This window comes from Enterobacter sp. BNK-29, assembly GCF_048684785.1.
Taxonomy (GTDB): Bacteria; Pseudomonadota; Gammaproteobacteria; order Enterobacterales; family Enterobacteriaceae; genus Enterobacter; species Enterobacter cloacae_M.
Genome location: NZ_JBLQTU010000001.1, coordinates 832452 through 859001, shown reverse-complemented (window position 1 = coordinate 859001; position 26550 = coordinate 832452). Strand labels below are relative to the sequence as shown.

The following is a 26550-nucleotide window of genomic DNA, read 5'->3' as shown; positions in this document are numbered from 1 at the left end:
TTTTGTGCGGCCCGATGCTCTCTCTCCGACCCTCTCCTATGGGAGAGGGGGAAAACACTAAAAACGGCAACCTGGGTTGCCGTTTTGCTGTTTATCAGGAGTTCTCTTTCAGCCAGTTCAACACCACGTCGTGGTGGTTGCTGGTTTTGAAGTCGTCAAACACATGTTCAACTTTACCGTCGGCGTCAATCAGGAAGCTGATGCGGTGAATACCGTCGTAGGTTTTACCCATAAACGTCTTCTCGCCCCAGACGCCGAATTGCTCGCATACCTGATGGTCTTCATCAGAAAGCAGCGTGAAGTTCAGCAGCTCTTTTTCAGCAAATCGTGACAGCTTTTCTGGTTTATCCGTGCTGATACCCAGCACTTCCACGCCGACTTTTTTCAAGTCGTCCATGTTGTCGCGTAAGCCGCAGGCCTGTACGGTGCAGCCGGGGGTCATGGCTTTCGGGTAGAAATAGACCAGAACACGCTGTCCCTGGAAGTCGGTCAAATTTACTTGCTCGCCGTCTTGATCCGGTAAGCTAAATTTCGGTGCGATGTCACCGGCTTTCAGTGGGTTCATTACTCAACTCCATCCTGTTCGTGCTGCGAATAATTGACGACGCTTATACTGCCCTGCGCGTTTAATTCTGTACAGAGGGCTTTGAACGCTTGCTCGATATTTGACGCATCCTGTGAGGCAGGGCTGTGCGCGGTAATTTGAATAAACAGCACCGGAAGACCCTGGTCATCGCTTGTCTGCGTACGGGAAACCAGTTCGGCAATATTCATCTGGTGGCTGTCAAAAAGCGCCGTGAAACGCTCAATCAGATGCGGAGAATCAGGCACTTCAACCTGTACCCAGACAGTAGAAGGCAGTGCCGGACGCGGACGCGCAGTGGTGCGCTTCATGACAATCAACAAATCCAGTTCGGCCCCTTTCAGCGGCAGGGTCGATTCAATCAACGTAATGGCGTTCCATGTCCCGGAAAGCAACATAATAAATGTGAACTCTTCGCCAAGCATCGCCAGACGGCTGTCTTCGATATTACAGCCGCAGCTGCTTACGTGACGGGTGATGGTGTTCACGATACCCGGCCTGTCGGCACCCAGCGCAGTGATAACCAGGTAATGTTGTGATGAGGTTGTCAAACCTGTTCTTCCTTTGCATGGTTAAGTCTTCCTAAGGAAAGCATAAAAAAAACATGCATACAACCGCCTGAGAGCCTCAGGTCGCTTGCTTTTATTACAGTTCCAAACGTAACATTGAGGCTCTTGTTCGCACAGAGGATGGCTCATGTTCACGGGAAGTATTGTCGCGCTTGTTACACCGATGGATGAAAAAGGTAATGTCTGCCGGTCAAGCATGAAGAAGCTCATTGATTACCATGTCGCCAACGGAACCTCGGCGATCGTTTCGGTAGGGACTACCGGTGAATCCGCAACGCTGAGCCACGACGAGCACGGCGATGTGGTGATGCTGACCCTGGAACTGGCTGACGGACGTATTCCGGTCATCGCGGGGACAGGCGCTAATGCAACCGCAGAAGCTATCAGCCTGACCAAACGTTTTAACGACAGCGGCATCGTTGGCTGTCTGACGGTGACCCCATATTACAACCGACCTACTCAGGAAGGTTTGTTCCAGCACTTCAAAGCCATCGCTGAACATACTGACTTGCCACAAATTCTGTATAATGTGCCGTCCCGTACCGGTTGCGATATGCTGCCGGAAACCGTTGGTCGTCTCTCGGAAGTAAAAAATATTATCGGTATTAAAGAGGCGACAGGGAACTTAAGCCGCGTTCATCAGATCAAAGAGCTGGTTTCAGACGACTTTATCCTGTTGAGTGGTGATGATGCGACCGCGCTGGACTTTATGCAGCTCGGTGGTCATGGCGTGATCTCCGTAACGGCAAACGTTGCGGCGCGCGATATGGCAGAAATGTGCAAACTGGCCGCAGCCGGTCACTTTGATGAAGCGCGTGTCATTAATCAGCGTCTGATGCCGCTGCACAATAAATTATTTGTCGAACCCAATCCGATCCCAGTGAAATGGGCATGTAAGGAGTTGGGACTTGTAGCATCCGACACGCTGCGTCTGCCAATGACACCGATTACCGACCACGGTCGTGACATCGTCAGGGCGGCGCTGAAGCATGCCGGTTTGCTGTAGAGTTTAGGGAGATTTGATGGCTTATTCAGTACAGAAGTCGCGCCTGGCGAAGGTTGCGAGTGTTTCGCTTGTTATGCTGCTCGCTGCCTGTAGTTCAGATTCGCGCTACAAGCGCCAGGTGAGCGGTGATGAATCCTATCTGGATGCGACCCCGCTTGCTGAACTTCACGCACCGGCTGGTATGATCCTGCCGATTCAGAACGGCGATTATAATATTCCCGTGACCAACGGCAGCGGCCTGGTCGGTAAAGCGCTTGATATTCGTCCGCCAGCACAGCCTCTGGCGCTGGTCAGCGGGGCGCGTACCCAGTTCACCGGTGATACGGCGTCTCTGATGGTTGAGAGCGCGCGCGGTAGCTCGCTGTGGCCGCAGGTTGTCAGCGTCATTCAGTCGAAGAACTACACCATCGATAAACGCGATGACGCCAGCCAGACGTTAACCACCGACTGGGTCGAATGGAACCGTCTGGATGAAGACCAGCAGTACCGCGGTCGCTATCAAGTCTCCGTAAAACCACAGGGTTATCAGCAGGCGGTCAACGTTAAGCTGTTGAACCTTGAGCAGGCGGGTAAACCGGTTGCGGATGCCGCGTCCCTGCAGCGTTACAGCACCGAAATGCTGAACGTGATTGCCGCGGGTCTGGATAAGACCGCTACCGATGCCGCCAACGCCGCGCAGAGCCGCAACGGCGCGACCTTCGATGTACAAAGCGGTGCGGATGATACCGGCCTGCCAATGCTGGTGGTGCGTGCACCGTTTAACCAGACCTGGCAGCGTCTGCCAGCGACGCTGGAAAAAGTGGGCATGAAAGTGACCGACAGCACGCGTTCAACCGGCAGCATGACGGCAACGTATAAGCCGCTCTCCGACAGCGCATGGCAGGAGCTGGGCGCGAAAGATCCCCAGCTTGCCTCCGGTGACTACAAGATTCAGGTAGGCGACCTTGATAACCGCAGCAGTCTGCAGTTTATCGATCCAAAAGGTCACACGCTGACCCAGTCGCAGAACGATGCGCTGGTCGCTGTCTTCCAGGCAGCATTCAGCAAATAAATACGAGGGCTGGGGAATCCAGCCCTTTTTATTTTAGTGCTACGCAAACGTGTGCGTGGCATAATATCCCCAGTTTTGAACACAAATCATCACACCAGGAGTAATGAAGATGCAGAAGCAAGCTGAGTTGTATCGTGGCAAAGCGAAGACCGTATACAGCACGGAAAACCCGGATCTGTTGGTGCTCGAGTTCCGCAATGATACGTCAGCAGGGGATGGCGCACGCATTGAGCAGTTCGATCGTAAGGGCATGGTGAACAACAAGTTTAACCACTTCATTATGACCAAACTGGCCGAAGCGGGCATCCCGACCCAGATGGAAGCGTTGCTGTCCGATACGGAATGTCTGGTGAAAAAACTGGATATGGTTCCGGTTGAGTGCGTTATTCGTAACCGTGCGGCGGGCTCCCTGGTGAAGCGTCTCGGCATTGAAGAAGGTATCGAACTGAATCCACCGCTGTTCGACCTGTTCCTGAAAAACGATGCCATGCACGACCCGATGGTCAACGAATCCTACTGCGAAACCTTCGGCTGGGCGAACCAGGAGAACCTGGCGCGCATGAAAGAGCTGACCTACAAAGCCAACGACGTGTTGAAAAAGCTGTTTGATGACGCGGGTCTGATCCTCGTCGACTTCAAGCTGGAGTTTGGTCTGTTCAAAGGCGAAGTGGTGCTGGGCGATGAGTTCTCACCGGACGGTAGCCGCCTGTGGGATAAAGAAACCCTGGATAAAATGGACAAAGACCGTTTCCGTCAGAGCCTGGGTGGCCTGATTGAAGCGTACGAAGCGGTTGCTCACCGTTTAGGCGTTAAGCTCGACTAACTTCCTCACTTGCCAAAGGATGTTTGCATCCTTTGGCGTCTTACCTTTGTTTCCTATGGTAATCTTGCCGTTAACCGCCTACGATCATAGCTATTATAAATGGAATAGTTCGAGGTGGTTATGCGCTGGCAAGGGCGTCGTGAAAGTGACAATGTAGAAGACAGACGCAGTGATGGTGGCGGCGGTCCTTCAATGGGTGGGCCAGGCTTCCGGTTACCCAGCGGCAAGGGCGGTATCATCCTGCTGATTGTCGTGCTGGTTGCGGGGTATTACGGCGTCGATCTCACCGGTTTAATGACCGGTCAGCCGCTGCAACAGCAGCAGCATTCTCAGCGCTCCATCAGCCCGAATGAAGATGAAGCGGCCAAATTTACCTCCGTTATTCTCGCCACAACAGAAGACACCTGGAGTCAGCTGTTTGAGAAGATGGGGCGTACCTACCAGCAGCCGAAGCTGGTGATGTACCGGGGGGCAACCCGCACCGGATGCGGTACCGGGCAATCTGTGATGGGGCCGTTCTACTGCCCGGCAGACGGCACCGTCTATATCGATCTCTCTTTTTACGATGACATGAAACGCAAGCTTGGCGCTGACGGTGATTTTGCCCAGGGCTACGTGATCGCGCATGAAGTCGGCCATCACGTGCAAAAGCTGCTGGGAATTGAGCCAAAAGTGCGCCAGCTTCAGCAAAATGCGTCTCAGGCGGAAGTGAACCGCCTTTCCGTTAAAATGGAGCTGCAGGCGGACTGCTTCGCGGGCGTCTGGGGCCATAGCATGCAGCAGCAGGGCGTGCTGGAATCCGGCGATCTTGAAGAGGCGTTAAATGCCGCTCAGGCTATCGGTGACGACCGTCTTCAGCAGCAGAGCCAGGGGCGCGTCGTGCCGGACAGCTTCACTCACGGTACTTCACAGCAGCGCTATAGCTGGTTCAAACGCGGCTTCGACAGCGGCGATCCGGCGCAGTGTAATACCTTCGGCAAAGCGATGTAATGCTGGAGTTTGAACAGCTGATAAGCGAGCTTGAGCGCACCGGCCATCGTCGGCTGGTGGTGCTCAGCGGTGAGGCGCAGTGGACGTTAACCCAGGCGCTTGCCCTGCGTGATGCCTTGCCCGGAGACTGGGTAAGGCTTGACGAACATCCTTCAAAAGCCATCAGCGGCCTGCTGGGACGCGAGTTCCGGCATGCCGTTTTTGACGCCAGCGCCGGGTTTGATGTCGCCGCGTTTGCCGCCCTGAGCGGAACGCTGAGCGCCGGAAGCCTTCTGGTGCTGCGGGTTCCGACGCTCGACGCGTGGCCCGGGTTGCCAGACAGCGATTCACTGCGCTGGAGCGACGGCGCCGAAGCGATAGCCACGCCGCATTTTGTCCACCATTTCTGCCGGACGATTGCCGCCGATCCCGACGCGATTGTTTGGCTTCAGGGCCGCGCGTTATCCCTTCCGCCTTTACCCGACGCGCCTGACTGGCAGCCTGCCAGCGGCGCCCCGCAGCGCGAGCAGGCTGAGATCCTGGATGTGCTGCAGGGGATGGTGGAGGGCATCGCGGCCGTCACCGCCGCGCGCGGGCGCGGAAAATCAGCCCTGGCGGGCATGCTGCTGAACCGCATTGCGGGCAGCGCCGTGGTTACCGCGCCGTCGAAGGGGGCAACGGATATCATCGCCCGCTTCGCCGGAGAGCGTTTTCATTTTATGGCCCCGGACGCGCTGCTTGCCTCTTCACACCGGGCTGACTGGCTGATTGTCGATGAAGCCGCTGCTATCCCTGGACCTGTGCTGGAAAAGCTAGCTGTCCGTTTCCCTCGCGTGCTGTTGACCACCACGGTGCAGGGATATGAAGGAACGGGCCGGGGATTCTTGCTTAAATTTTGCGGTCGGTTTGCCGGGCTGCAGCGCTACAGCTTATCTACACCGGTACGCTGGGCGGCGGGCTGTCCGCTTGAGCGGGTTGTCGCCAGCGCGCTGCTGTTTGACGATACGCTGATTGACCGCCGCCCGGAAGGAGAGGTTCGTCTAACGTCTCTGACGCCAACGGCATGGGAAAGCCGCCCGACGCTTGCAGCGAGCGTATACGAGCTCCTCTGCGCGGCGCATTATCGCACCTCGCCGCTTGATTTACGCCGCATGATGGACGCGCCCGGGCAGCAGTTTGCCGTTGCCGAAACGGACCCGGTTATCGCCGGGGCGCTCTGGCTGGTGGAGGAGGGCGGGCTCTCCCCTGAGCTTAGCCGCGCCGTATGGGCAGGATACCGGCGTCCGCGCGGTAACCTGGTGGCGCAGTCTCTGGCGGCGCACGGCGGCTCTCCGCTGGCGGCGACGCTCAGAGGACGTCGGGTGACCCGCATTGCCGTACATCCTCACCGTCAGCGGGAAGGGATTGGCCAGGCGCTTATTCGCAGCGCCAGCGGCGAAGATTATCTGTCGGTGAGCTTCGGCTATACCGATGAGCTGTGGCGTTTCTGGCAGCAGTGTGGGTTTGTGCTGGTGCGGATGGGCAGCCATCGTGAAGCCAGCAGCGGATGCTACACCGCGATGGCGTTGCGGCCGCAGAGCGAGGCCGGGCGTCAGCTGTGCGAGCAGGCGCAGCAGCGTCTGAAGCGCGATGCGCGGGTGCTATCGGCCTGGAACGGTGAAAAGATCCCCGTGGAAGACGGCTGGGAAGCTACCCTTAATAATGACGACTGGCTGGAGCTGGCGGGGTTTGCTTTTGCGCATCGGGCGTTTTCAACCTCGGTTGCCGCGCTGACGCGGCTGTTGTTAACCGTGGACATGCCGCTTCCGGCCCTGCGTGGGAAAATGGAAGGGAAAGTGGAAGACGTCGGGCGAAAAGCGTTGCTGGCAACGTTGCGGAGTGAAGCCGCACAAGCGATTGAAAGCCTTGACTATCCGCGCTGCCAGCAGCTGAAAGAAGATATTTTGCAATGGCAATTTTTTCAATGACTTCTTCAGTAAAGTGGCATGGTCATTCACGTCGGGAGGCGTAGAATCCAGGTCATCTATTAAGGAGACCACCATGAAACACGACCATTTTGTTGTTCAAAGCCCTGACAAACCGGCTAAACAGTTGCTGCTTCTGTTTCATGGCGTTGGCGATAATGCCGTCAATATGGGTCAGATTGGCAGCTGGTTTGCGCCCGTTTTTCCGGAGGCATTGATTGTCAGCATCGGTGGCGTAGAGCCATGCGGTCCGAACGGACGCCAGTGGTTCTCTGTTCAGGGCGTGACGGAAGAGAACCGTCAGGCTCGCATCGACGCCATCATGCCCACCTTTATCGACATCGTCCGCTACTGGCAGCAGCAAAGCGGCGTGGGTGCTGACGCGACCGCGCTGATTGGCTTCTCGCAGGGGTCAATCATGTCGCTGGAAAGCGTAAAAGCGCAGCCGGGTCTGGCGTCACGCGTCATTGCGTTTAACGGCCGATTTGCGACGTTACCGACAAGCGCGACCACGCAAACCACGATCCATCTGATCCACGGTGGTGAAGACCGGGTAATTGAGCTCTCGCATGCGGTTGCCGCCCAGGAAGCGCTGATTCGCGAAGGTGGGGACGTGACGCTGGATATCGTGGACGATCTGGGCCACGCGATTGACGACCGTAGCATGCAGTTCGCGCTCGATCGTTTGCGCTATACCGTACCGAAGCACTACTTTGATGAAGCGCTCAGCGGCGGTAAGCCGGATAACGATGATATTGTAGAGTTTATGTGAGGTTTCCCCCTCTCCCGGGGAGAGGGGGAACTTAACGATTACTTCTTCTGGTCCTTGTTCGGCCAGTCGTCATCGTCCCACTTGTCGTTAAAATCACGGTGCGGGGGAAGATCCGGTTTGTTGGCGAGAAATTTTTTATGGTCAACGCGCTTAAGATCTTTAATCACGTTCAGCAGTACGCCAACCAGAAAAACTAACACCAGAATCCACCAGTACTTTGAAAGCCAATCCATTCGCTATTCCTCTCAGAGTGTTCGTCAGGCGACGAGTTGCTCCATAATACGTTGATACATACGGGCCAGCAGTTGCAAATCTGCCGCATTAACACACTCATTGATTTTATGAATGGTTGCGTTCACTGGACCCAGTTCGACAACCTGGGCGCCCATACGGGCGATAAAGCGTCCGTCTGAGGTGCCACCCGTTGTCAGCAGCTGTGGCTTAATTTCATTATAGTGCTCGATGGCGTTCACCACCGCATCCACCAGTTTGCCACGCTGCGTCAGGAACGGCTGGCCGGAAAGCCACCACTCCACGGTGTAGCGCAGGTGATATTTTTCCAGCAGGGCGATGACGCGCGCCTTGATCATCTCATCGGTCAGTTCGGTGCTGAAGCGGAAGTTAAACTGGACGAAGTAATCACCCGGGATCACGTTGTTGCTGCCGGTCCCGGCCTTGACGTTCGCGATCTGCATGCTGGTCGGCGGGAAGAATTCGTTGCCTTTATCCCACTCGATGCCCACCAGCTCGCTCAGCATCGGCGCAGCGCGATGAACCGGGTTATCGGCCAGATGCGGATAAGCAACGTGCCCCTGAACGCCGTGAATGGTCAGGTTACAGGTCAGCGAGCCGCGGCGCCCGTTTTTGACGACATCGCCCACCACTTCGGTACTGGACGGCTCACCGACCAGACAGTAGTCGAGACGCTCGTTACGCGCCATCAGGGCTTCAACGACCTTCACGGTACCGTTATGGGCGCTGGCTTCTTCGTCGGAGGTGATTAAAAACGCGAGACGGTTTTTGTGGTTCGGATGCTGAGCCACAAAGCGTTCTGCCGCCACGACCATCGCCGCCAGCGAGCCTTTCATGTCTGCCGCGCCGCGACCAAACAGCATGCCGTCGCGGATAGTCGGCTCAAACGGCGGGTTGATCCAGCGATCCGCGTCACCGGCGGGAACGACGTCAGTATGCCCGGCAAAGGCCAGCGTTTCACCCTGGCCGCGCCACGCCCAGAAGTTCTGGGTATCGCCAAAATCCATGCGTTCAACGGTAAAACCGATGGCACGCAGGCGCTCAATCATAAGTGCCTGACAACCTGCGTCGTCCGGGCTAAGGGAAGGACGGCGAATAAGCTGCTGAGTCAGCTCAATGACCGGGCATGACATAAACTACACCTCAACGAAAAAAGTCGGAATAAAGGGTTTCACTGAAACCCAGCAGCATAGGCTGCCCTGGCGCGCAGAGCAATGGGCGTTTGATAATTGCCGGCATCTCGAGCATCAGTTTTGCCGCGCTGTCGGCGTCGTTGATGCTGGCGCGCAGAGATTCGTCCAGCTTACGCCAGGTGGTGCCGCGCGTGTTCAGCAGTGCTTCCCACCCCAGTTCGCCGATTGCGCTATGCAGAAATTCTGCATCAAGCCCGTCGGCACGGTAATCGTGGAAGCGATACTCCACGCCGTTTGCTTCCAGCCAGCGGCGGGCTTTTTTGATGGTGTCGCAATTTTTAATGCCGTACATTACAACCATGGTGAATCCTTTTGACCTAATGATGATTAAATGTTCAGTAAATTCGAAGATATATCCTTAAGTGGAATATAACACATTCAGGAATCGTCTGGATTTACACTTCTTCTTAATTCAACTCACATCTGTACGCTGAATATTCTTTCACCCTTTAAGCATAGATGTCCATAAAGTTTAAATTTCGAATAAACTCAGCGGGTAAAATAAAACTCACCCGTTCGGAGGGTTATTTCAAAATATTGCCAGCCGTCACAAAAAATTGAGGCCTCTCCGTTCATATTTATCATAAATCCCCGCAGGACGTGGGGTACAATCACAGCAATTGGTTAAATAGTCTTCACAATGATGGTCCGTTTTTGTAGAATGCGCATAATAATAAGAGAGGTTGTTATGATTGAACGTGAACTGGGGAACTGGAAAGATTTTATCGAAGGCATGCTTCGTAAATGACATTCAGTAAGAATTGCAAGAGCACTAAAATAAGTAAAATAACCATAGTGTGAATTAATCACACAATAAAAAGGCGGCCGATAAAGCCGCCTTTTTTTATTTCAATCACTTACTCAGCCCGTTCCTTTAACGGGAAGCGACGACGCACCAGCACAAAGAACAACGGCACGAAGTAAATGGCCAGAACGGTGGCCGAAATCATGCCGCCCATCACCCCCGTCCCGACGGCATGCTGGCTGCTGGAGCCTGCGCCGGTACTGGTCGCCATCGGCAGTACGCCAAAGACAAACGCCAGCGACGTCATCAGGATCGGGCGTAAGCGCTGACGGCAGGCGTGCAGCGTGGCGGCCATCAGCTCGTGGCCTTTGGCATTCATCTCGTTGGCAAATTCAACGATCAGAATGGCGTTTTTCGCCGATAGCCCAATTACGGTGAGCAGACCCACCTGGAAATAAACGTCGTTCTCGAGGCCGCGCATCCAGGTCGCCAGCAGCGCACCGATAACCCCAAGCGGCACGACCAGCATGACGGAGAACGGGACTGACCAGCTTTCATACAGTGCGGCAAGGCAGAGGAAGACCACCAGCAGAGAGAGCGCGTAAAGTGCGGGAGCCTGCGCGCCGGAGAGACGCTCCTGGTAGGACATGGCCGTCCACTCCAGACCAAAACCGGCGGGCAGCTGCTGAACCAGTTTTTCCATGGTATCCATAGCGGTACCGGTACTGACGCCCGGCGCGGCTTCCCCGACGATTTCAACCGCAGAGTAGCCGTTATAGCGCTCCAGACGCGGCGAGCCGCTCTCCCAGTGCGAGGTGGCAAACGCGGAGAACGGCACCATGCCGCCAGCGTTATTCCTGACAAACCAGCGGTTAATATCATCCGGCAGCATGCGGAACGGCGCGGCGGACTGGACATACACTTTTTTCACGCGGCCGCGATCCATAAAGTCATTCACATAGCTCGAGCCCCACGCCGTCTGCAGGGTGTCGTTGATATCGTTGATCGACACGCCCAGCGCCTGCGCCTTACGCTGATCGATATCCACCTGGAGCTGCGGGCTGTCGTCAAGACCGTTATGGCGAACGCGGGTCAGGTCAGGATCGTTGCCCGCCAGCGCTAACAGCTTATCGCGTGCCGCCATCAGCGCCGTGTGGCCCGCACCGGCGTGATCCTGCAGCTCCATATCGAACCCGGCAGAACTGCCCAGCCCGCTTATCGCCGGCGGACTGCTGGCAAAGACGCGCGCCTCTTTGATGTGCGCAAAGGCTTTGGTCGCACGTTCAATGATGGCGAATGACGTTCCCGTTCGGGTATCGCGCTCGTCCCAGTCCTTCAGACGGACGAACATGCGGGCGACGTTCTGCCCGTTTCCGCCCGGGCCAGAGCCCACGGTGGAGAAGACCGACACAACGTTATCTTTCTCTTTGGTGAAGAAGTACTGCTCCACTTTCTGGACCACTTTCAGCGTCTGCTGCTGCGTTGCGCCGCTCGGGAGCTGCACCGAGGTGGTGAACATGCCCCGGTCTTCCATCGGCAGGAACGAGGTGGGGAGATGCATAAACAGCCAGACCATGCCGCCCAGCAGCACAACGTAAATCATCATCCAGCGCAGGCTGCGATGGAGCACGCCACCGACGGCAGATTCATACCGCGCGGCATTGCGGTTGAACATCCGGTTAAACCAGCCGAAGAACCCTTTTTGCCCGTGCTGCTCCCCTTTGTGCAGCGGTTTCAGAATAGTGGCGCACAGCGCAGGGGTAAGGATCAGCGCCACCAGCACGGAGAGCACCATCGCCGAGACGATGGTTATTGAGAACTGACGGTAAATCGCCCCGGTTGTGCCGCCAAAGAAGGCCATCGGGATAAAGACGGCCGACAGCACCATCGCAATACCGACCAGCGCCCCCTGAATTTGCCCCATGGATTTGCGCGTCGCCTGGCGCGGCGAGAGTCCTTCTTCGCTCATGATGCGCTCGACGTTTTCGACCACCACGATGGCATCATCCACAAGAAGGCCAATCGCCAGCACCATCGCAAACATCGTCAGGGTGTTAATGCTGTACCCGAACGCGTAAAGCACCGCAAAGGTCCCCAGCAGCACCACGGGGACGGCAATGGTTGGGATCAGCGTCGCGCGGAAGTTTTGCAGGAACAGGTACATCACCAGGAACACCAGCGCGATGGCTTCCAGCAGGGTCTTCACCACGTCCTCGATCGACGCTTTAACGAAGGAGGTGGTTTCATAGGCGACTTTATACTCCAGCCCGTGCGGGAAATACTGTGAAAGCTCGTCCAGACGGTCTAACACCAGTTTCGCCGTGGCCATTTCGTTTGCGCCGGAGGCAAGCTTTATCCCCAGACCGGAGGCCTGATTGCCGTTAAAGCGGCTCAGGTAGTCGTATTTTTCCGCCCCCATTTCCACCGTGGCGACATCGCCCAGACGCACTTCCGACCCATCCTGATTCACGCGCAGGGTGATGTTGCGGAACTGGTCCGGCGTCTGCAGCAGAGATTGTGAATTGATGGTGGCGTTCAGGGCCTGCTTATCGACGGACGGGGTTCCCCCCAGCTGCCCCACCGCAATTTGTGCGTTCTGGGCCTTGATGGCATTCGTCACGTCGGTTGCCGTCATCTGGACGCTGTTCAGCTTGTTGGGATCGAGCCAGATGCGCATAGAGTATTGTGAGCCGTAGGCATCGATATCCCCGACGCCGTTAATCCGGCTGATGGGATCCTGAATATTACTGGCGACGTAGTCGGCAATGTCCTGTTTATCCATCGAGCCATCTGTCGAGACAAACGCGATGGTCAAAATGTTGGTATCACCGGTTTTACGCACGGTCACGCCCTGATTCTGCACCGCCTGGGGCAGCTTGCGCATGGCCGACTGCAGCTGGTTTTGCACCTGCTGCACCGCTTCGTCCGGGTCCGTGCCCGCCTTAAAGCTCAGGGTCACCGTCGCCTGGCCCGTGGCGCTACTTTGCGAGGACATGTACATCAGGTTATCCAGACCCGTCATGTTCTGCTCGATAACCTGCGTCACGGTGTTTTCCAGCGTTTGTGCGGAAGCGCCGGGATAGTTTGCTGTTACGCGCACGTTAGGCGGTGCCAGATCGGGGTATTGCTCAACAGGCAGTGAAGTAATCGCCAGGACACCTGTCAGACACAACAGGATGGCAAGCACCCAGGCAAAAATGGGGCGATCGATGAAAAAATTCGCCATGAAAGAGTGACCTCGTTTTGCTGCACGTCATTATTGTTTATTGCCCGCATAACTTTAGCGGTAAGGCCCAGGCCAAACGTGGAGAAATAAAGGAGATAATGTAAATTATCATGCGCTTTTCCCTGCGCTTCCCTCTTTACCGTTATTTACCCGTTAACGGCGTGGGTGCCGGGAACGTCACGCTGACCAGCGTGCCGCCGTTTTGCGGCTGCGAGAAGTGCAGCATTCCTCCGAGCCGCTGCGCGCGTTCGCGCATAATGTTCAGGCCGTAATGTCCCGGCGGCTCGCTGGCTTCGCCAATCCCGATGCCGTTGTCACGAATGCTGACGCTGTGCGTACCATCCGGTGCGGTCACGCAGCTGACGGTGATCTCGCTGGCCTGAGCGTGCTTAATGGCGTTCAGCACGGCCTCACGCACGATCTGCAGCAAATGCACCTGCTTTTGCGCGTCCAGCGCCAGCGAGGAGAGGCGGCAGTCGAGATGCAGCTTCGCCTGCGTCTGGCTCTGCAGGACGTCGAGGGACTCCTGCAGCGCCGCGGGTAAGTTTGCGTGGTTGAGCGTCAGGCGGAAGGTGGTGAGCAGCTCGCGAAGCTGCTGCCAGGCATTGTTCAGCTCGCGGGAGAAGTCGGTGATGATGGTCTGCGCCGGGGTATTTTCCTCGGGCACGGCGCGTCTGAGCAGCGCAAGCTGAATGCGCAGATATGACAGGACCTGCGCCAGCGAATCGTGCAGCTCGCGGGCAATGGTGGCGCGCTCTTCCATCAGCAGCAGCTGCTGGTAATGTTTTTGCGCCTGGTTAAAGTACAGCCCGCGCCCGAGCATGGTCGCCACGCTTCTCATCAGCGGAAGGGGAACGCTGTCCGTCTCGCTTTGCCAGCGCAGCTCGCCATAAAGGGTGTCCTGCATCAGTACCGGCAGGTGCTGCAGAGGAATGCCATGTGACTCCGTCCCTTCAGACAGCCGCCAGTCGTCGCTGGTGCGCAGTTCGAGATAATTCATTTGCGTATAGTCATGGACAATCTGCAGGATATGCCGAAAGCAGTGGCTGTCTATCTGGCCGGTATTCAGCGCCTGAGAGCATTTGAACAGCATGTCGAGCTGCTGGTGGGCTTCATGCAAATGCCGCGTCTTTTCCGCGACCGAGGCTTCGAGCGAACGGTAGAGCGTAGCCAGCTCGGCGGACATGTGGTTGAAGGCGCGGGAGAGTTGGCCCAGCTCGTTCGGCAGGGCGGTATCCGGCGCCGGGGTTGTAAATTCGCCACGCTCAACCCGTTCGCTGGCCGCCACCAGATTGTTCAGCGGCAGCACCACCTGGCGACGGATGCGTCGCAGGGTAAACAGCGTCAGCAGCAGGATCCCGAGAGCGCCCGCCAGCGAGAGCAGGGTCACCGTCTGAATTTTATGCTCGGTGTAGTGCTGAAGGGCGAGCACAAAGGCATCAATGCGGCCGACAAAATTCTCAATGTGGGTTTGATACCACGCGCTGTCGCCGCGGGCGATGCGCGCATCCATTTCCAGCCACGCCACGTGCAGCTGCTGGTAACGCGCTTTTACATCGTCCGGGACGTACCAGCGGTTCAGCTTCTGCAGGGCAGGCGCGTTCAGCGTCTGTTGCCAGCTGTCGCGATGCGCGGCAAGGGAAGGGCTGTTGCGCTGCATCTCGTAGCCCAGACGATAGCTCTGCATGCGCAGCGAACCCGCGATATTAATAGCTTCGGCGTCACGCTGGCTGCTGGCAAGCGTCAGCAGCGCGACGGTGCTGGTCAGCACGGATAAGGCAATTATCGAAAAGAAAGCCCAGGCAAGGCTTCCGGAAACGGGTCGTTTGACGGTCACAGAACGGCTCTCTGAATAAAATTGATCTGCTACAGGTTCACTGTAAATAATTCGGCAATCCGGGCATTTGAACATTGCCCGATCGCGCCGTGATGCGTAAATACCATATTCATACAAAGAATAAGGTTATTGAACCAAAAACAGGTGTGGTTATGAATCGTTTTATTATGGCTAACAGCCAGCAGTGCATCGGGTGTCGCGCCTGCGAAGTGGCCTGCGTGATGGCGCACAACGATGAGCAGCACGTCCTGAGCGAGCGCCATTTTCACCCCCGCATTACGGTCCTGAGGTCCGGCGAGAAGAGTAGCCCCGTCACCTGCCATCACTGTGAAAATGCGCCCTGCGCGCAAAGCTGTCCGAACGGCGCCATCAGCAAATGCGATGACAGCGTACAGGTGAATCAACAAAAATGCATCGGCTGTAAGGCCTGCGCGGTGGCCTGCCCGTTTGGCACGATGGAGATTATCGTCACCCCGCTCGACAACGGCGGCGTGAAGGCCTCGGCGAATAAATGCGATCTCTGTCTGACGCGGCCACGCGGCCCGGCCTGTATTGAAAATTGTCCGGCAGATGTCCTCTCACTGGCGACGCCTGCTGTCCTTGATACTCTGGCAAAATCGCGCCGCCAGCGCACGGCCTGCCTGGAAGCGCAGCCCTGGCATGCGGAGGCCGTCAGAGAAGACGCTTCGCGCACCAAACTGCAGCAGATGCAGGCGGCGCCGCCGCGCGGCGAGCCCGATAAACTCGCTGCCGCAGAGCGCGTGGGCCATTTTAACGAAATTTACCTGCCGTTTCGGGCCGAACAGGCCGCCCGCGAGGCGTCGCGCTGCCTGAAATGCGGCGAGCACAGCATTTGCGAATGGACCTGCCCGCTGCATAACCATATCCCGCAGTGGATCGAGCGCCTCAACGCGGGGGATATCGCCGGCGCGGTCGAGCTTTCTCATCAGACCAACTGTTTACCTGAAATTACCGGCCGCGTCTGTCCGCAGGACCGATTATGCGAGGGTGCCTGCACAATACGTGAAGAGGCGGGATCCGTGACCATCGGTAACATTGAGCGCTACATCTCCGATCGGGCGCTGGCGATGGGCTGGCGGCCGGATATGTCCGCCGTCACGCCAACAGGTAAACGTGTCGCGATCGTCGGCGCCGGGCCCGCCGGGCTGGCGTGCGCCGACGTGCTGGCGCGCCGCGGAGCGAGTGTGACGGTCTATGACCGGCATCCGGAAATTGGCGGATTGCTGACCTTTGGCATCCCGGCATTCAAGCTGGACAAATCGCTGCTCGCGCGGCGCAGAGAGATATTTACCGCGATGGGGATCCGCTTTGAGCTGAACTGCGAGGTGGGCCAGGACGTGTCGATGTCGCAGTTAAAGCAGGATTACGACGCCCTGTTTATTGGCGTGGGAACCTATCGCTCGATGAAGGCGGGTATCCCGCACGAGGACGCGCCTGGAGTTTATGACGCGCTGCCTTTCCTGGTGGGCAACACGCGACACGTTATGGGGCTGGAGGCGACGGCCAGCGAACCGTTCATCGACACCCATGGTTTAAACGTGGTGGTGCTTGGCGGCGGCGATACCGCGATGGACTGTGTCCGCACCGCGTTACGCCACGGCGCGGCGAAGGTAACCTGCGCCTATCGTCGGGATGAGGCCAACATGCCGGGCTCGAAGAAAGAGGTGAAGAACGCCCGAGAAGAGGGCGCGGCGTTTGAATTTAACGTTCAGCCGATTGAGCTGACGCTGGATCCGAACGGTAAGGTCAACGGTATCCGGATGATGCGTACCGAGCTCGGTGAACCGGACGCGCAGGGACGGCGTCGGCCCGTTCCGGTAGCGGGCAGCGAGTTCGTGATGGCGGCAGATGCGGTCATCATGGCGTTTGGTTTTAACCCGCACGCGATGCCGTGGCTGCAGGCGCAGGGTGTCGAAACGGATGACCGGGGGCGGATCGTTGCTTCGGTTGAGAGCCGCTACCGTTATCAGACGACTAACCCACAGATCTTCGCCGGGGGCGATGCGGTACGCGGTGCGGATCTTGTGGTGACCGCAATGGCGGAAGGGCGACATGCGGCACAGGGGATACTCGACTGGCTTGGGGTTAACGCGCCAAAACATCATTAAACCGGCGGGCGACAAAGCGGGATTCACGGCGTAGTATAGGACGACTCATTGTGTTGTGGAGCCCGTATGACCCTGAAAATTGACGTTATCAAAGACAAAATTCTCTCTGAAAACTACTTTGTCCTGCGTAACATCACCTATGACCTTACGCGTAACAACGGTGAGGTGATCCGCCACAAACGCGAGGTCTACGACCGCGGCAATGGGGCAACTATTCTGCTCTATAACCGTGAAAAGCAGAGCGTGGTGTTGATCCGTCAGTTCAGGGTGGCGACATGGGTTAATGGCAACCCTGACGGACGTCTGATTGAAACCTGCGCGGGCCTGCTCGATGATGATGAGCCGGAAGTTTGTATCCGCAAAGAGGCCGTGGAAGAAACCGGCTTCGAAGTGGGCGAGGTCAAAAAGGTCTTCGAGCTGTTTATGTCGCCGGGCGGCGTAACGGAAATTGTGCATTTCTTCATCGCGGAATACAGCGACGCGCAGCGCACTCACCGCGGCGGTGGCGTGGAGGATGAAGATATCGAAGTGCTGGAGCTTCCTTTTGCCCGGGCGCTGGAGATGATGCGTTCAGGCGAAATCAGGGATGGTAAAGCGGTGATATTACTGCAGTATTTACAGACAACCGGGCTGATGAACACCACTTTCGAACGGATATAGCCTGTTTTTCGGGTATATCTGATAAATCCGATTGAGCAGCCCCGGCGGGAACACGAAGATACTGCCCAGTTAAGCGTTTTCGTTCCGGGATTGTGTCATTCATGCGCTACAGCGTCTTTTTGTTTTACCTGTTTTGTGTGCTCCTCGCGCCGCAGGTGCGGGCTGCACCTGCCCAGCAAGCCTTCTCCGACTGGCAGGTAACCTGCAATAACCAGAATTTTTGCCTCGCACGCAATACCGGTGAACACCGTGGTCTGGTCATGACGCTCACCCGTAGCGCCGGGGCGAAAACGGACGCCACGCTGCGTATCGATCTCGGCGGTCTTGATGCGCCCTCGGTCAAAGAGCCAGAGATTGCCCCCCGGCTGCTGCTGGATAACGTTCCCCTGAAGCTGGACAAACAGCGCTGGCAGCTCACGCCCTGGCATCTGAAAACGGACGATGCGGCCACCATCACCGCCTTTCTGAAAAACATCCAGGAAGGGAAGGCCCTGACCCTGCGCGACGGTAAGCAGGTTATTTCACTGAGCGGTCTGAAAGCCGCGCTGCTGTTCATTGATGCGCAGCAAAAGCGCGTCGGCAGCGAAACCGCGTGGATCAAGAAAGGTGACGATCCGCCGTTAAGCGTTCCGCCTGCTCCTGCCCTTAAAAAGGTGGCGGTCGTCAACCCGACCCCGACGCCGCTCTCCCACGCCGAACTGAACGACCTGCTGGACTATGGCACCGGGCGGATGAACGCCAGCCAGTGCTCGCTGGATCCTAACCGTCGGGAAGTACGCGTCACCGCGTTAACCGATGACAAAGCGCTGCTGATCGTTAGCTGCGAGGCGGGGGCCTATAACACGGTCGATCTGGCGTGGCTGGTATCGCGTAAAAAACCGTTCACCGCACGCAGCGTCAGGCTGCGTCTGCCGTTTACGCCGTCAGGCGACGGGAGCGAAATGGAGTTGATGAACGCCAGCTTCGATGAAAAGACGCGCGAGCTGACAACGCTCGCGCTGGGACGCGGTTTGGGCGATTGCGGGATCCAGACGCGCTGGCGTTTTGACGGCCAGCGTTTCCGCCTGGTGCGCTACGCCGAGGAGCCCAGCTGCGACAACTGGAACGGGCCAGATGCCTGGCCCACGCTATGGATCACGCGCTAGTTTTATGCCGGGTGGCGCTGTTGCTTACCCGGCCTACGGTTTGGCGGTTTTGTAGGCCGGGTAAGGCGTAGCCGCCACCCGGCAACGCAGACCGCACTAGATCACGCTCAGCGCCTTCTCCACCACGTTCTCAACGGTAAAGCCGAAGTACGGGAACAGCTTATCGGCAGGGGCGGATTCACCGTAACCCCGCATGCCGACAATCGCCCCTTTGAGACCGACATATTTGTACCAGTAGTCGGCAATACCGGCTTCCACCGCGACGCGCGCCGCGACGCTGGACGGCAGGACCGATTCCCGGTACGCCTCGTCCTGGGCGTCAAAAATATCCGTTGAGGGCAGGGACACCACGCGCACCGCGTGACCTTCTGCAGTCAGTTTCTCCGCCGCTTTCACCGTAATTTCCACCTCGGACCCGGTCGCAATCAGGATCACGTCCGGCTTGCCGCCGCTGTCCTTCAGGATGTAGCCGCCGCGGGCGATGTTCTTCACCTGCTCCGGGGTTCGCTCAATCTGCGCCAGGTTCTGGCGTGACAGAATCAGTGCCGTTGGGCCATTGTGGCGTTCTACCGCCAGCTTCCAGCCCACCGCCGCTTCGACCTGATCGCACGGACGCCAGGTGCTGAAGTTCGGCGTCAGACGCAGGCTCGCCAGCTGTTCCACCGCCTGGTGCGTAGGCCCGTCTTCCCCCAGCCCGATGGAGTCATGGGTGTAAACCATAATCTGCCGCGCCTTCATCAGTGCCGCCATGCGCGCCGCGTTGCGGGCGTACTCGACGAACATCAGGAAGGTGGCGGTATACGGCACAAACCCGCCGTGATGGGCGATACCGTTGGCAATGGCGGTCATCCCGAACTCGCGCACGCCGTAGTGGATGTAGTTCCCGGCAATGTCCTCTTTCAGCGATTTTGAGCCCGACCAGATGGTCAGGTTGCTGGGTGCCAGATCCGCCGAGCCGCCGAGCAGTTCGGGCAGGAGAGGGCCGATTGCGTTCAGGGTATTTTGCGACGCCTTGCGGGTGGCGATTTTCGCCGGGTTGGACTGCAGGTTTTCAATCAGCGCCTGGGTTCTATCGTCCCAGTCCTCCGGCAGGCCGCCGCTCATGCGGCGGGAAAACTCGGCGGCGAGATCCGGGTGCGCTTTTTTGTAGGCGGCAAACTTCTCGTTCCAGGCCTGCTGGGCCTTTTCACCTGCCTCACGGGCATCCCAGGCTCTGTAGATCTCTTTCGGGATCTCAAACGGTGGATGTTTCCACCCCAGCTTTTGCCGGGTCAGCGCGACTTCCTCCTCGCCCAGCGCCGCGCCGTGCGCCTCCTCTTTGCCCGCCTTGTTCGGCGAGCCGAAGCCGATGACCGTGCGGCAGATAATCAGGGACGGTTTATCCTTCACGCTCTGCGCTTCCTGAATCGCTTTTTTCACCGCCTCAGGGTCATGGCCGTCGATCTCGTGCACCACGTGCCAGTGGTAGGCTTCAAAGCGTTTTGCCGTGTCGTCGGTAAACCAGCCTTCGGTCTCCCCGTCGATGGAGATGCCGTTGTGATCGTAGAAGCCAATCAGCTTGCCGAGCCCCAGCGTGCCCGCCAGGGAGCAGACCTCATGGGAGATCCCCTCCATCAGGCAGCCGTCACCCATAAACACGTAGGTATAGTGGTCGACAATTTCGTGGTCCGGCTGGTTAAACTGCGCCGCCAGCGTGCGTTCGGCAATTGCCAGCCCAACCGCATTGGCCAGCCCCTGACCGAGCGGCCCGGTGGTGGTCTCCACCCCTGGCGTATAGCCAATCTCAGGGTGCCCCGGCGTTTTGGAGTGCAGCTGGCGGAAGTTTTTCAGCTCCTCAAGCGGCAGATCGTAGCCGGAAAGGTGCAGCAGGCTGTAGAGCAGCATTGAGGCGTGACCGTTGGAGAGAATAAAGCGGTCGCGATCGTACCAGGTCGGATCGTTGGGGTTGTGCTTCAGAAAGTCGTTCCACAGCACTTCGGCAATATCAGCCATGCCCATCGGCGCGCCGGGGTGGCCGGAATTGGCTTTTTGCACGGCATCCATGCTGAGGGCGCGAATGGCGTTGGCTAGCTCTTTACGGGACATAGTTCACTCCGTGGCAAGGTTAAAGTTTGGCGGCGAGAAGATCTTCAAGTTTGCGCTGGTCGACGGCGAACTGGCGGATGCCGTCCGCCAGTTTTTCCACGGCCATGGCGTCCTGATTGTGCTCCCAGCGGAACTCCGCTTCGGTCATGGGTTTCGGTTTTGGCAGAACGGTGGAGGTCGGCACCAGCTTGCGGATCACCGTTTCTTCTTTGTCCTGTAGCTCCTGGAGCAGGTTAGGGGAGATGGTCAGACGGTCGCAGCCTGCCAGGGCGAGGATCTGCTCGGTACGGCGGAAGCTGGCCCCCATCACGATGGTTTCGTAGCGGTGCTGTTTGTAGTAGTCGTAGATATTACGGACCGATTTCACGCCCGGATCCTCATCCACTACGTACGGATCCATCGGCTGTTTCGCCTGATACCAGTCGTAGATGCGCCCGACAAACGGCGAGACGAGGAACACGCCCGCTTCAGCGCAGGCGCGCGCCTGGGCAAACGAGAACAGCAGCGTCAGGTTGCAGTGGATGCCCTCTTTTTCCAGCACCTCTGCCGCGCGGATGCCTTCCCAGGTGGAGGCCAGCTTGATCAGAATGCGTGATTTATCGATCCCCTGCTCCTCGTAGAGTTGCACCAGACGACGCGCCTTATTAATGCTCTTTTCTTTATCGAACGAGAGGCGGGCGTCGACTTCGGTCGAGACGCGGCCCGGGATGCTTTTAAGAATTTCCGCACCAAAATTAACCGCCAGCTTGTCGCTGGCTTCGGCAACCTGCTGCTCCTGCGTTTTCCCGCGCTGCTTACCGTAGGCAATGGCGTCATCAATCAGATGGCTAAAATGGGCAAGCCCGGCCGCTTTGAGCAGCAGCGAAGGGTTGGTGGTCGCGTCCTCCGGCTGATAGTGGCGAATCGACTCGATATCGCCGCTGTCTGCAACCACGGTGGTGAATTTTTTGATGCCGTCTAGCTGGTTCATAAATGATTACTCCTTGGAAATAAAAGAGTTAGATGAGTGCGTTAGTTCACACTTCTGAAAAAATCATGATGGACTTAACAAAAAAGCATAGCAGACGGGGGAGGCATTGCTTTTGAGACGGGTAACATGGCTGTTATAAATTGATAACAATTTTTAATGTGTGATGGTGAGAGTTTGGCTGCCTTCAAAGTTTAGGAGGCGGCCTGAGGCGATACTAGGCGGCACACCAGGGTGTGCATCAGGATCGCTTACGTCACCCTTTTGACCGATACGTGAAAGGAAAAATAAGATGGATGAGCAGTTGAAACAGAGTGCCCTCGATTTTCACGAGTTTCCTGTCCCGGGGAAAATCCAGGTCTCCCCAACCAAGCCGCTGGCAACCCAGCGCGATCTGGCGCTGGCCTATTCGCCGGGCGTGGCTGCACCGTGTCTGGAAATCGAAAAAGACCCGCTGGCGGCCTACAAATACACCGCGCGCGGCAACCTTGTCGCCGTGATCTCTAACGGCACGGCGGTGCTGGGGCTGGGCAACATCGGCGCGCTGGCCGGTAAGCCGGTGATGGAAGGGAAGGGGGTACTGTTCAAGAAATTCGCCGGTATCGACGTGTTCGATATCGAGGTGGACGAACTCGATCCTGACAAATTCATCAACGTGGTGGCCGCGCTGGAGCCAACCTTCGGCGGGATCAACCTGGAAGACATCAAAGCGCCGGAATGTTTCTATATCGAGCAGAAGCTGCGCGAGCGTATGAACATTCCCGTGTTCCACGATGACCAGCACGGCACCGCGATTATCAGCACCGCCGCGATTCTCAACGGCCTGCGCGTGGTCGAGAAAAATCTCTCCGACGTGCGCATGGTGGTCTCTGGCGCAGGCGCCGCGGCCATCGCCTGTATGAACCTGCTGGTGGCGCTGGGTATGCAGAAACACAACATTGTGGTCTGCGACTCCAAAGGCGTTATCTATAAAGACCGCGAGCCGAACATGGCGGAAACCAAAGCGGCGTACGCGGTCGACGACGACGGTAAACGCACCCTGGACGACGTGATCGACGGCGCGGATATCTTCCTCGGCTGCTCGGGTCCGAAAGTCCTGACCCAGGAGATGGTGAAGAAGATGGCGCGTGCGCCAATGATCCTGGCCCTGGCGAACCCGGAACCGGAAATCCTGCCGCCGCTGGCGAAAGCGGTGCGTGAAGACGCCATTATCTGTACCGGCCGTTCGGACTACCCGAACCAGGTCAACAACGTGCTCTGCTTCCCGTTCATCTTCCGCGGCGCGCTGGACGTTGGCGCAACGGCGATCAACGAAGAGATGAAGCTTGCCGCCGTTCACGCCATCGCGGAGCTGGCGCACGCCGAGCAGAGCGAAGTGGTTGCCTCTGCCTACGGCGATCAGGATCTGAGCTTCGGCCCGGACTACATCATTCCAAAACCGTTCGACCCGCGTCTGATTGTTAAAATTGCGCCAGCCGTTGCCAAAGCGGCGATGGACTCCGGCGTGGCGACGCGTCCGATCCACGATTTCGACGCCTACGTCGATAAGCTCACCGAGTTCGTCTACAAAACTAACCTGTTCATGAAGCCGATCTTCTCCCAGGCGCGCGCCGACGCGAAGCGCGTGGTGCTGGCGGAAGGGGAAGAGGTGCGCGTGCTGCACGCCACCCAGGAGCTGATCACCTTAGGCCTGGCGAAACCGATCCTGATTGGTCGTCCGAGCGTGATTGAAATGCGTATCCAGAAGCTGGGCCTGCAGATTAAGCCGGGCGTCGACTTCGAGATCGTTAACAACGAATCCGATCCGCGCTTCAAAGAGTACTGGAGCGAATACTACGCGATCATGAAGCGCCGGGGGATCACCCAGGAGCAGGCGCAGAAGGCCGTCATCAGCAACACGACGGTGATCGGCGCGATCATGGTGCATCGCGGCGAGGCGGATGCGCTGATCTGCGGCACCATCGGCGATTACCACGAGCACTTTAGCGTGGTGCAGGAGATCTTCGGCTATCGCGACGGCGTCCATACCGCCGGGGCGATGAACGCGCTGCTGCTGCCGAGCGGCAACACCTTTATTGCGGATACCTACGTTAACGACGATCCGACCCCGGACGAGCTGGCGGAGATCACCGTGATGGCCGCCGAGACCGTGCGTCGCTTTGGTATCGAGCCGAAGGTGGCGCTGCTGTCGCACTCTAACTTTGGTTCGTCTAAATCCGCGGCGGCCTGCAAAATGCGTCAGACGCTGGAGCTGGTGCGCGAGCGTGCGCCGGAGCTGATGATTGACGGGGAAATGCACGGCGATGCCGCGCTGGTGGAGAGCATCCGTAACGAACGTATGCCGGACAGCCCGCTGAAGGGATCGGCCAACATACTGATTATGCCGAACGTGGAAGCGGCGCGTATCAGCTATAACCTGCTGCGCGTCTCCAGCTCTGAAGGGGTGACCGTAGGACCGGTACTGATGGGCGTGGCGAAACCGGTGCATGTGTTAACGCCGATTGCCTCCGTGCGCCGTATCGTGAATATGGTGGCGCTGGCGGTGGTTGAGGCGCAGACGCAGCCGCTGTAATTTTTACCCTCACCCTAACCCTCTCCCAAAGGGAGAGGGGATTTATACTCCCTCTCCCTTTGGGAGAGGGCCGGGGTGAGGGGAGGTTTACACCCAGTCCCGAACCTGAATAAACTCACGCAAGGCAGCCTCCGGGCTGCCTTCTTTTGGTTCGTAACAGTACTCCCAGCGCACCAGCGGCGGCATCGACATCAGAATCGACTCCGTGCGCCCGCCGGTCTGCAGGCCGAATAGCGTCCCACGATCCCATACCAAGTTGAACTCCACGTAGCGCCCGCGGCGGTAAAGCTGGAACTCACGCTCGCGCACGCCGTAGTCGGTATTTTTACGGCGCTTGACAATCGGCAGATAAGCGTCGGTATACCCTTCGCCTACCGCGCGCATAAAGCTGAACGCGGTATCAAAATCAGGCGCGTTGAGATCGTCAAAGAACAGCCCGCCGATGCCGCGCTGCTCGTCGCGGTGCTTCAGGTAAAAGTAGTCGTCGCACCACTTTTTAAATTTCGGGTAGACGTCTTCGCCAAACGGCAGGCAAAGGTCCCGCGCGGTGGTGTGCCAGTGCACGGCATCCTCTTCGAAGCCGTAGTAGGGCGTTAAATCGAAACCGCCGCCGAACCACCAGACCGGGTCGGCGCCCGGTTTTTCCGCAATGAAAAAGCGCACGTTGGCGTGGCTGGTGGGCACGAACGGGTTGTGCGGGTGCACTACGAGCGAAACGCCCATCGCCTCGAAGCTGCGGCCCGCGAGTTCAGGACGATGCGCCGTCGCAGACGCGGGCATCGCGTCGCCGTGAACGTGGGAAAAATTCACGCCCGCCTGTTCGAAGATGCCGCCGTTACGCAGCACCCGGCTGCGCCCGCCGCCCCCAGCCTCACGCTGCCAGTTATCTTCCTGAAATTCACCGCCGTCTGCGGCGGCCAGTTTCTGGCAGATCTCATCCTGCAGCTGCAGCAGGAAGGTTTTTACCAGTTGAGCATCGGGTTTCATCAACGTTTCCTGGAGTGCGCTTTTTGGTTATCGAACCAGTTGAAGTAACTGATAATGCCGGAGGCGATGGCGTTGGCGATCTTCTGACGAAACGCCGTGGTGCCAAGGAGCCGCTCTTCTTCCGGGTTGGTAATAAAGGACGTTTCCACCAGCACGGACGGGATGGACGGTGATTTCAGAACCACGAACGCCGCCTGCTCGGTGCCTTTGCTGTGCAGACGATGCACCGGCTTAATCTTCTTCAGAATATGCGAGCCGAGCGTCAGGCTGTTTTTAATCGTATCCGTCTGCACGAGGTCGAACAGCACCTGCTGTAACAGGTGGTCTTTGTCTGTGGCTTTCTTCCCGGCGACTTCATCCGCGCGGTTTTCGCGGTCGGAGAGGTATTTTGCCATGGCGCTACTGGCGCCACGGTTGGAAAGCGCAAACACCGAGGCGCCGGCTGCGGAAGGGTTGGTAAAGCCGTCGGCGTGAATCGACATAAACAGATCCGCACCGTGCTGGTGGGCGATCTCAACGCGGTCATACAGCGGAATAAAGGTATCGCCAGAGCGCGTCAGACGGGCGTCAATGCCGTTGCTGCGTAAAATTGCGCGCACGTTTTTTGCAATTGCCAGCACGACGTGTTTTTCTTTCGACCCGTTTTTGCCTATAGCGCCGGTATCAATACCGCCGTGGCCCGGGTCGAGCATCACCAGGCGCTTCGCGCCCGGCTTTTTGGTTTTCGGTTTGCTGTGTCCGTTACTGGTTTTGAGCGTGCTCTCGTCTTTTGCCTGAGCCTGCTTTGCGATGCCCGTTAACGTTAAGGCCGCCAGCCCCGCTTTGAGAACCTGACGACGCGATGTGAGTGCTTTTAATGGTTTGAATGTGCTCATGCGGCCTGAATACTAAAAAATGGGGTCCTGGTGTTATATCGTATCGTGTTTCCCGTTACGACAGTCCATATTGATAATTGTTTTACTTTTCATTTCAATACGTGACAAAGTGACATTATGCCAAATTTTGGCGAGATTTT

22 protein-coding genes are annotated in these 26550 nt (G+C 57.6%); 11 read left to right on the top strand and 11 right to left on the bottom strand.

Annotation, left to right across the window (positions count from 1 at the left end; genetic code table 11):
• Window positions 1-94: 94 nt before the first annotated feature.
• Together bcp and ACMGGX_RS03985 are read right to left on the bottom strand one after the other, a co-directional pair.
• Window positions 95-565 (bottom strand): thioredoxin-dependent thiol peroxidase, encoded by a 471-nt coding sequence (gene bcp, locus ACMGGX_RS03990; protein ID WP_420298077.1) that lies wholly within the window; start codon window positions 563-565, stop codon window positions 95-97.
• Window positions 565-1134: a glycine cleavage system transcriptional repressor gene (locus tag ACMGGX_RS03985; protein WP_029739969.1), complete on the bottom strand. Its 570-nt coding sequence runs from the start codon at window positions 1132-1134 to the stop codon at window positions 565-567. Before ACMGGX_RS03985 ends, bcp begins: the two co-directional genes overlap by 1 nt.
• Before the next feature lie 145 nt (window positions 1135-1279).
• Between ACMGGX_RS03985 and dapA the strand changes: the two genes are divergently transcribed.
• The 6 genes from dapA to ypfH all read left to right on the top strand — a co-directional run bounded on the left by dapA (window position 1280) and on the right by ypfH (window position 7737).
• Window positions 1280-2158 carry a 4-hydroxy-tetrahydrodipicolinate synthase gene (dapA, locus tag ACMGGX_RS03980; protein ID WP_023308757.1) on the top strand — a complete coding sequence of 293 codons (879 nt, stop codon included), beginning with the start codon at window positions 1280-1282 and terminating at the stop codon, window positions 2156-2158.
• A 16-nt stretch (window positions 2159-2174) separates the two neighbouring features.
• Window positions 2175-3209: an outer membrane protein assembly factor BamC gene (bamC, locus tag ACMGGX_RS03975; RefSeq protein WP_045399727.1), complete on the top strand. Its 1035-nt coding sequence runs from the start codon at window positions 2175-2177 to the stop codon at window positions 3207-3209.
• A 109-nt stretch (window positions 3210-3318) separates the two neighbouring features.
• Complete coding sequence (gene purC, locus ACMGGX_RS03970; protein ID WP_420298076.1) at window positions 3319-4032, top strand: phosphoribosylaminoimidazolesuccinocarboxamide synthase; 714 nt, start codon at window positions 3319-3321, stop codon at window positions 4030-4032.
• A gap of 120 nt (window positions 4033-4152) precedes the next feature.
• The gene (locus ACMGGX_RS03965; protein WP_023308754.1) at window positions 4153-5022 is read left to right on the top strand and encodes a neutral zinc metallopeptidase; all 870 of its coding nucleotides are present in this window, start codon (window positions 4153-4155) and stop codon (window positions 5020-5022) included.
• Complete coding sequence (locus ACMGGX_RS03960; protein ID WP_420298075.1) at window positions 5022-6968, top strand: tRNA(Met) cytidine acetyltransferase TmcA; 1947 nt, start codon at window positions 5022-5024, stop codon at window positions 6966-6968. The genes ACMGGX_RS03965 and ACMGGX_RS03960 overlap by 1 nt, the downstream gene beginning before the upstream one ends.
• A 73-nt stretch (window positions 6969-7041) precedes the next feature.
• The gene (gene ypfH / locus ACMGGX_RS03955; protein ID WP_047652645.1) at window positions 7042-7737 is read left to right on the top strand and encodes an esterase; all 696 of its coding nucleotides are present in this window, start codon (window positions 7042-7044) and stop codon (window positions 7735-7737) included.
• Between the two features lie 38 nt (window positions 7738-7775).
• On the opposite strand, the gene ACMGGX_RS03950 is transcribed toward ypfH, so the two are convergent.
• The 3 genes from ACMGGX_RS03950 to ACMGGX_RS03940 are packed head-to-tail and all read right to left on the bottom strand — an operon-like array spanning window position 7776 to window position 9483.
• Window positions 7776-7970 (bottom strand): hypothetical protein, encoded by a 195-nt coding sequence (locus ACMGGX_RS03950; protein WP_257260486.1) that lies wholly within the window; start codon window positions 7968-7970, stop codon window positions 7776-7778.
• A gap of 24 nt (window positions 7971-7994) precedes the next feature.
• Entirely contained in the window at window positions 7995-9122 is a 1128-nt protein-coding gene (gene dapE, locus ACMGGX_RS03945) for a succinyl-diaminopimelate desuccinylase (RefSeq protein ID WP_039263709.1), read from the bottom strand.
• A 10-nt stretch (window positions 9123-9132) separates the two neighbouring features.
• Window positions 9133-9483 carry an ArsC family reductase gene (locus ACMGGX_RS03940; protein WP_029739975.1) on the bottom strand — a complete coding sequence of 117 codons (351 nt, stop codon included), beginning with the start codon at window positions 9481-9483 and terminating at the stop codon, window positions 9133-9135.
• A 387-nt stretch (window positions 9484-9870) separates the two neighbouring features.
• Between ACMGGX_RS03940 and ypfM the strand changes: the two genes are divergently transcribed.
• Window positions 9871-9930, top strand: a complete 60-nt coding sequence (ypfM, locus tag ACMGGX_RS03935; protein ID WP_015572204.1) for a protein YpfM — start codon at window positions 9871-9873, stop codon at window positions 9928-9930.
• 109 nt (window positions 9931-10039) lie between these two features.
• Here the strand turns inward: ypfM and acrD are convergent, their stop codons facing one another.
• Both acrD and narQ read right to left on the bottom strand, forming a co-directional pair.
• Complete coding sequence (acrD, locus tag ACMGGX_RS03930) at window positions 10040-13153, bottom strand: multidrug efflux RND transporter permease AcrD (RefSeq protein WP_420298074.1); 3114 nt, start codon at window positions 13151-13153, stop codon at window positions 10040-10042.
• 142 nt (window positions 13154-13295) lie between these two features.
• Window positions 13296-14990, bottom strand: a complete 1695-nt coding sequence (gene narQ / locus ACMGGX_RS03925; RefSeq protein ID WP_420298073.1) for a nitrate/nitrite two-component system sensor histidine kinase NarQ — start codon at window positions 14988-14990, stop codon at window positions 13296-13298.
• A gap of 152 nt (window positions 14991-15142) precedes the next feature.
• Here narQ and aegA point away from each other — a divergent pair, with 152 nt between their 5' ends.
• The 3 genes from aegA to ACMGGX_RS03910 all read left to right on the top strand — a co-directional run bounded on the left by aegA (window position 15143) and on the right by ACMGGX_RS03910 (window position 18924).
• Window positions 15143-17119, top strand: a complete 1977-nt coding sequence (aegA, locus tag ACMGGX_RS03920) for a formate-dependent uric acid utilization protein AegA (RefSeq protein ID WP_420298072.1) — start codon at window positions 15143-15145, stop codon at window positions 17117-17119.
• A gap of 66 nt (window positions 17120-17185) precedes the next feature.
• The gene (gene nudK / locus ACMGGX_RS03915; protein ID WP_023308745.1) at window positions 17186-17779 is read left to right on the top strand and encodes a GDP-mannose pyrophosphatase NudK; all 594 of its coding nucleotides are present in this window, start codon (window positions 17186-17188) and stop codon (window positions 17777-17779) included.
• Window positions 17780-17880: 101 nt separating this feature from the next.
• Window positions 17881-18924, top strand: coding sequence for a DUF1176 domain-containing protein (locus ACMGGX_RS03910; protein ID WP_023308744.1), 1044 nt, complete (start codon window positions 17881-17883; stop codon window positions 18922-18924).
• A gap of 96 nt (window positions 18925-19020) precedes the next feature.
• Here ACMGGX_RS03910 and tkt read toward each other — a convergent pair whose 3' ends face one another.
• Together tkt and tal are read right to left on the bottom strand one after the other, a co-directional pair.
• Window positions 19021-21009, bottom strand: coding sequence for a transketolase (gene tkt, locus ACMGGX_RS03905; protein WP_202770603.1), 1989 nt, complete (start codon window positions 21007-21009; stop codon window positions 19021-19023).
• Between the two features lie 19 nt (window positions 21010-21028).
• Complete coding sequence (gene tal, locus ACMGGX_RS03900) at window positions 21029-21979, bottom strand: transaldolase (protein WP_181593608.1); 951 nt, start codon at window positions 21977-21979, stop codon at window positions 21029-21031.
• A gap of 289 nt (window positions 21980-22268) precedes the next feature.
• Between tal and maeB the strand changes: the two genes are divergently transcribed.
• Window positions 22269-24548, top strand: a complete 2280-nt coding sequence (maeB, locus tag ACMGGX_RS03895) for an NADP-dependent oxaloacetate-decarboxylating malate dehydrogenase (protein ID WP_181593607.1) — start codon at window positions 22269-22271, stop codon at window positions 24546-24548.
• A gap of 87 nt (window positions 24549-24635) precedes the next feature.
• Here maeB and hemF read toward each other — a convergent pair whose 3' ends face one another.
• Together hemF and amiA are read right to left on the bottom strand one after the other, a co-directional pair.
• Window positions 24636-25535 (bottom strand): oxygen-dependent coproporphyrinogen oxidase, encoded by a 900-nt coding sequence (gene hemF, locus ACMGGX_RS03890; RefSeq protein ID WP_420298071.1) that lies wholly within the window; start codon window positions 25533-25535, stop codon window positions 24636-24638.
• Window positions 25535-26410: an N-acetylmuramoyl-L-alanine amidase AmiA gene (amiA, locus tag ACMGGX_RS03885; protein ID WP_023308739.1), complete on the bottom strand. Its 876-nt coding sequence runs from the start codon at window positions 26408-26410 to the stop codon at window positions 25535-25537. Before amiA ends, hemF begins: the two co-directional genes overlap by 1 nt.
• Window positions 26411-26550 lie beyond the last annotated feature (140 nt).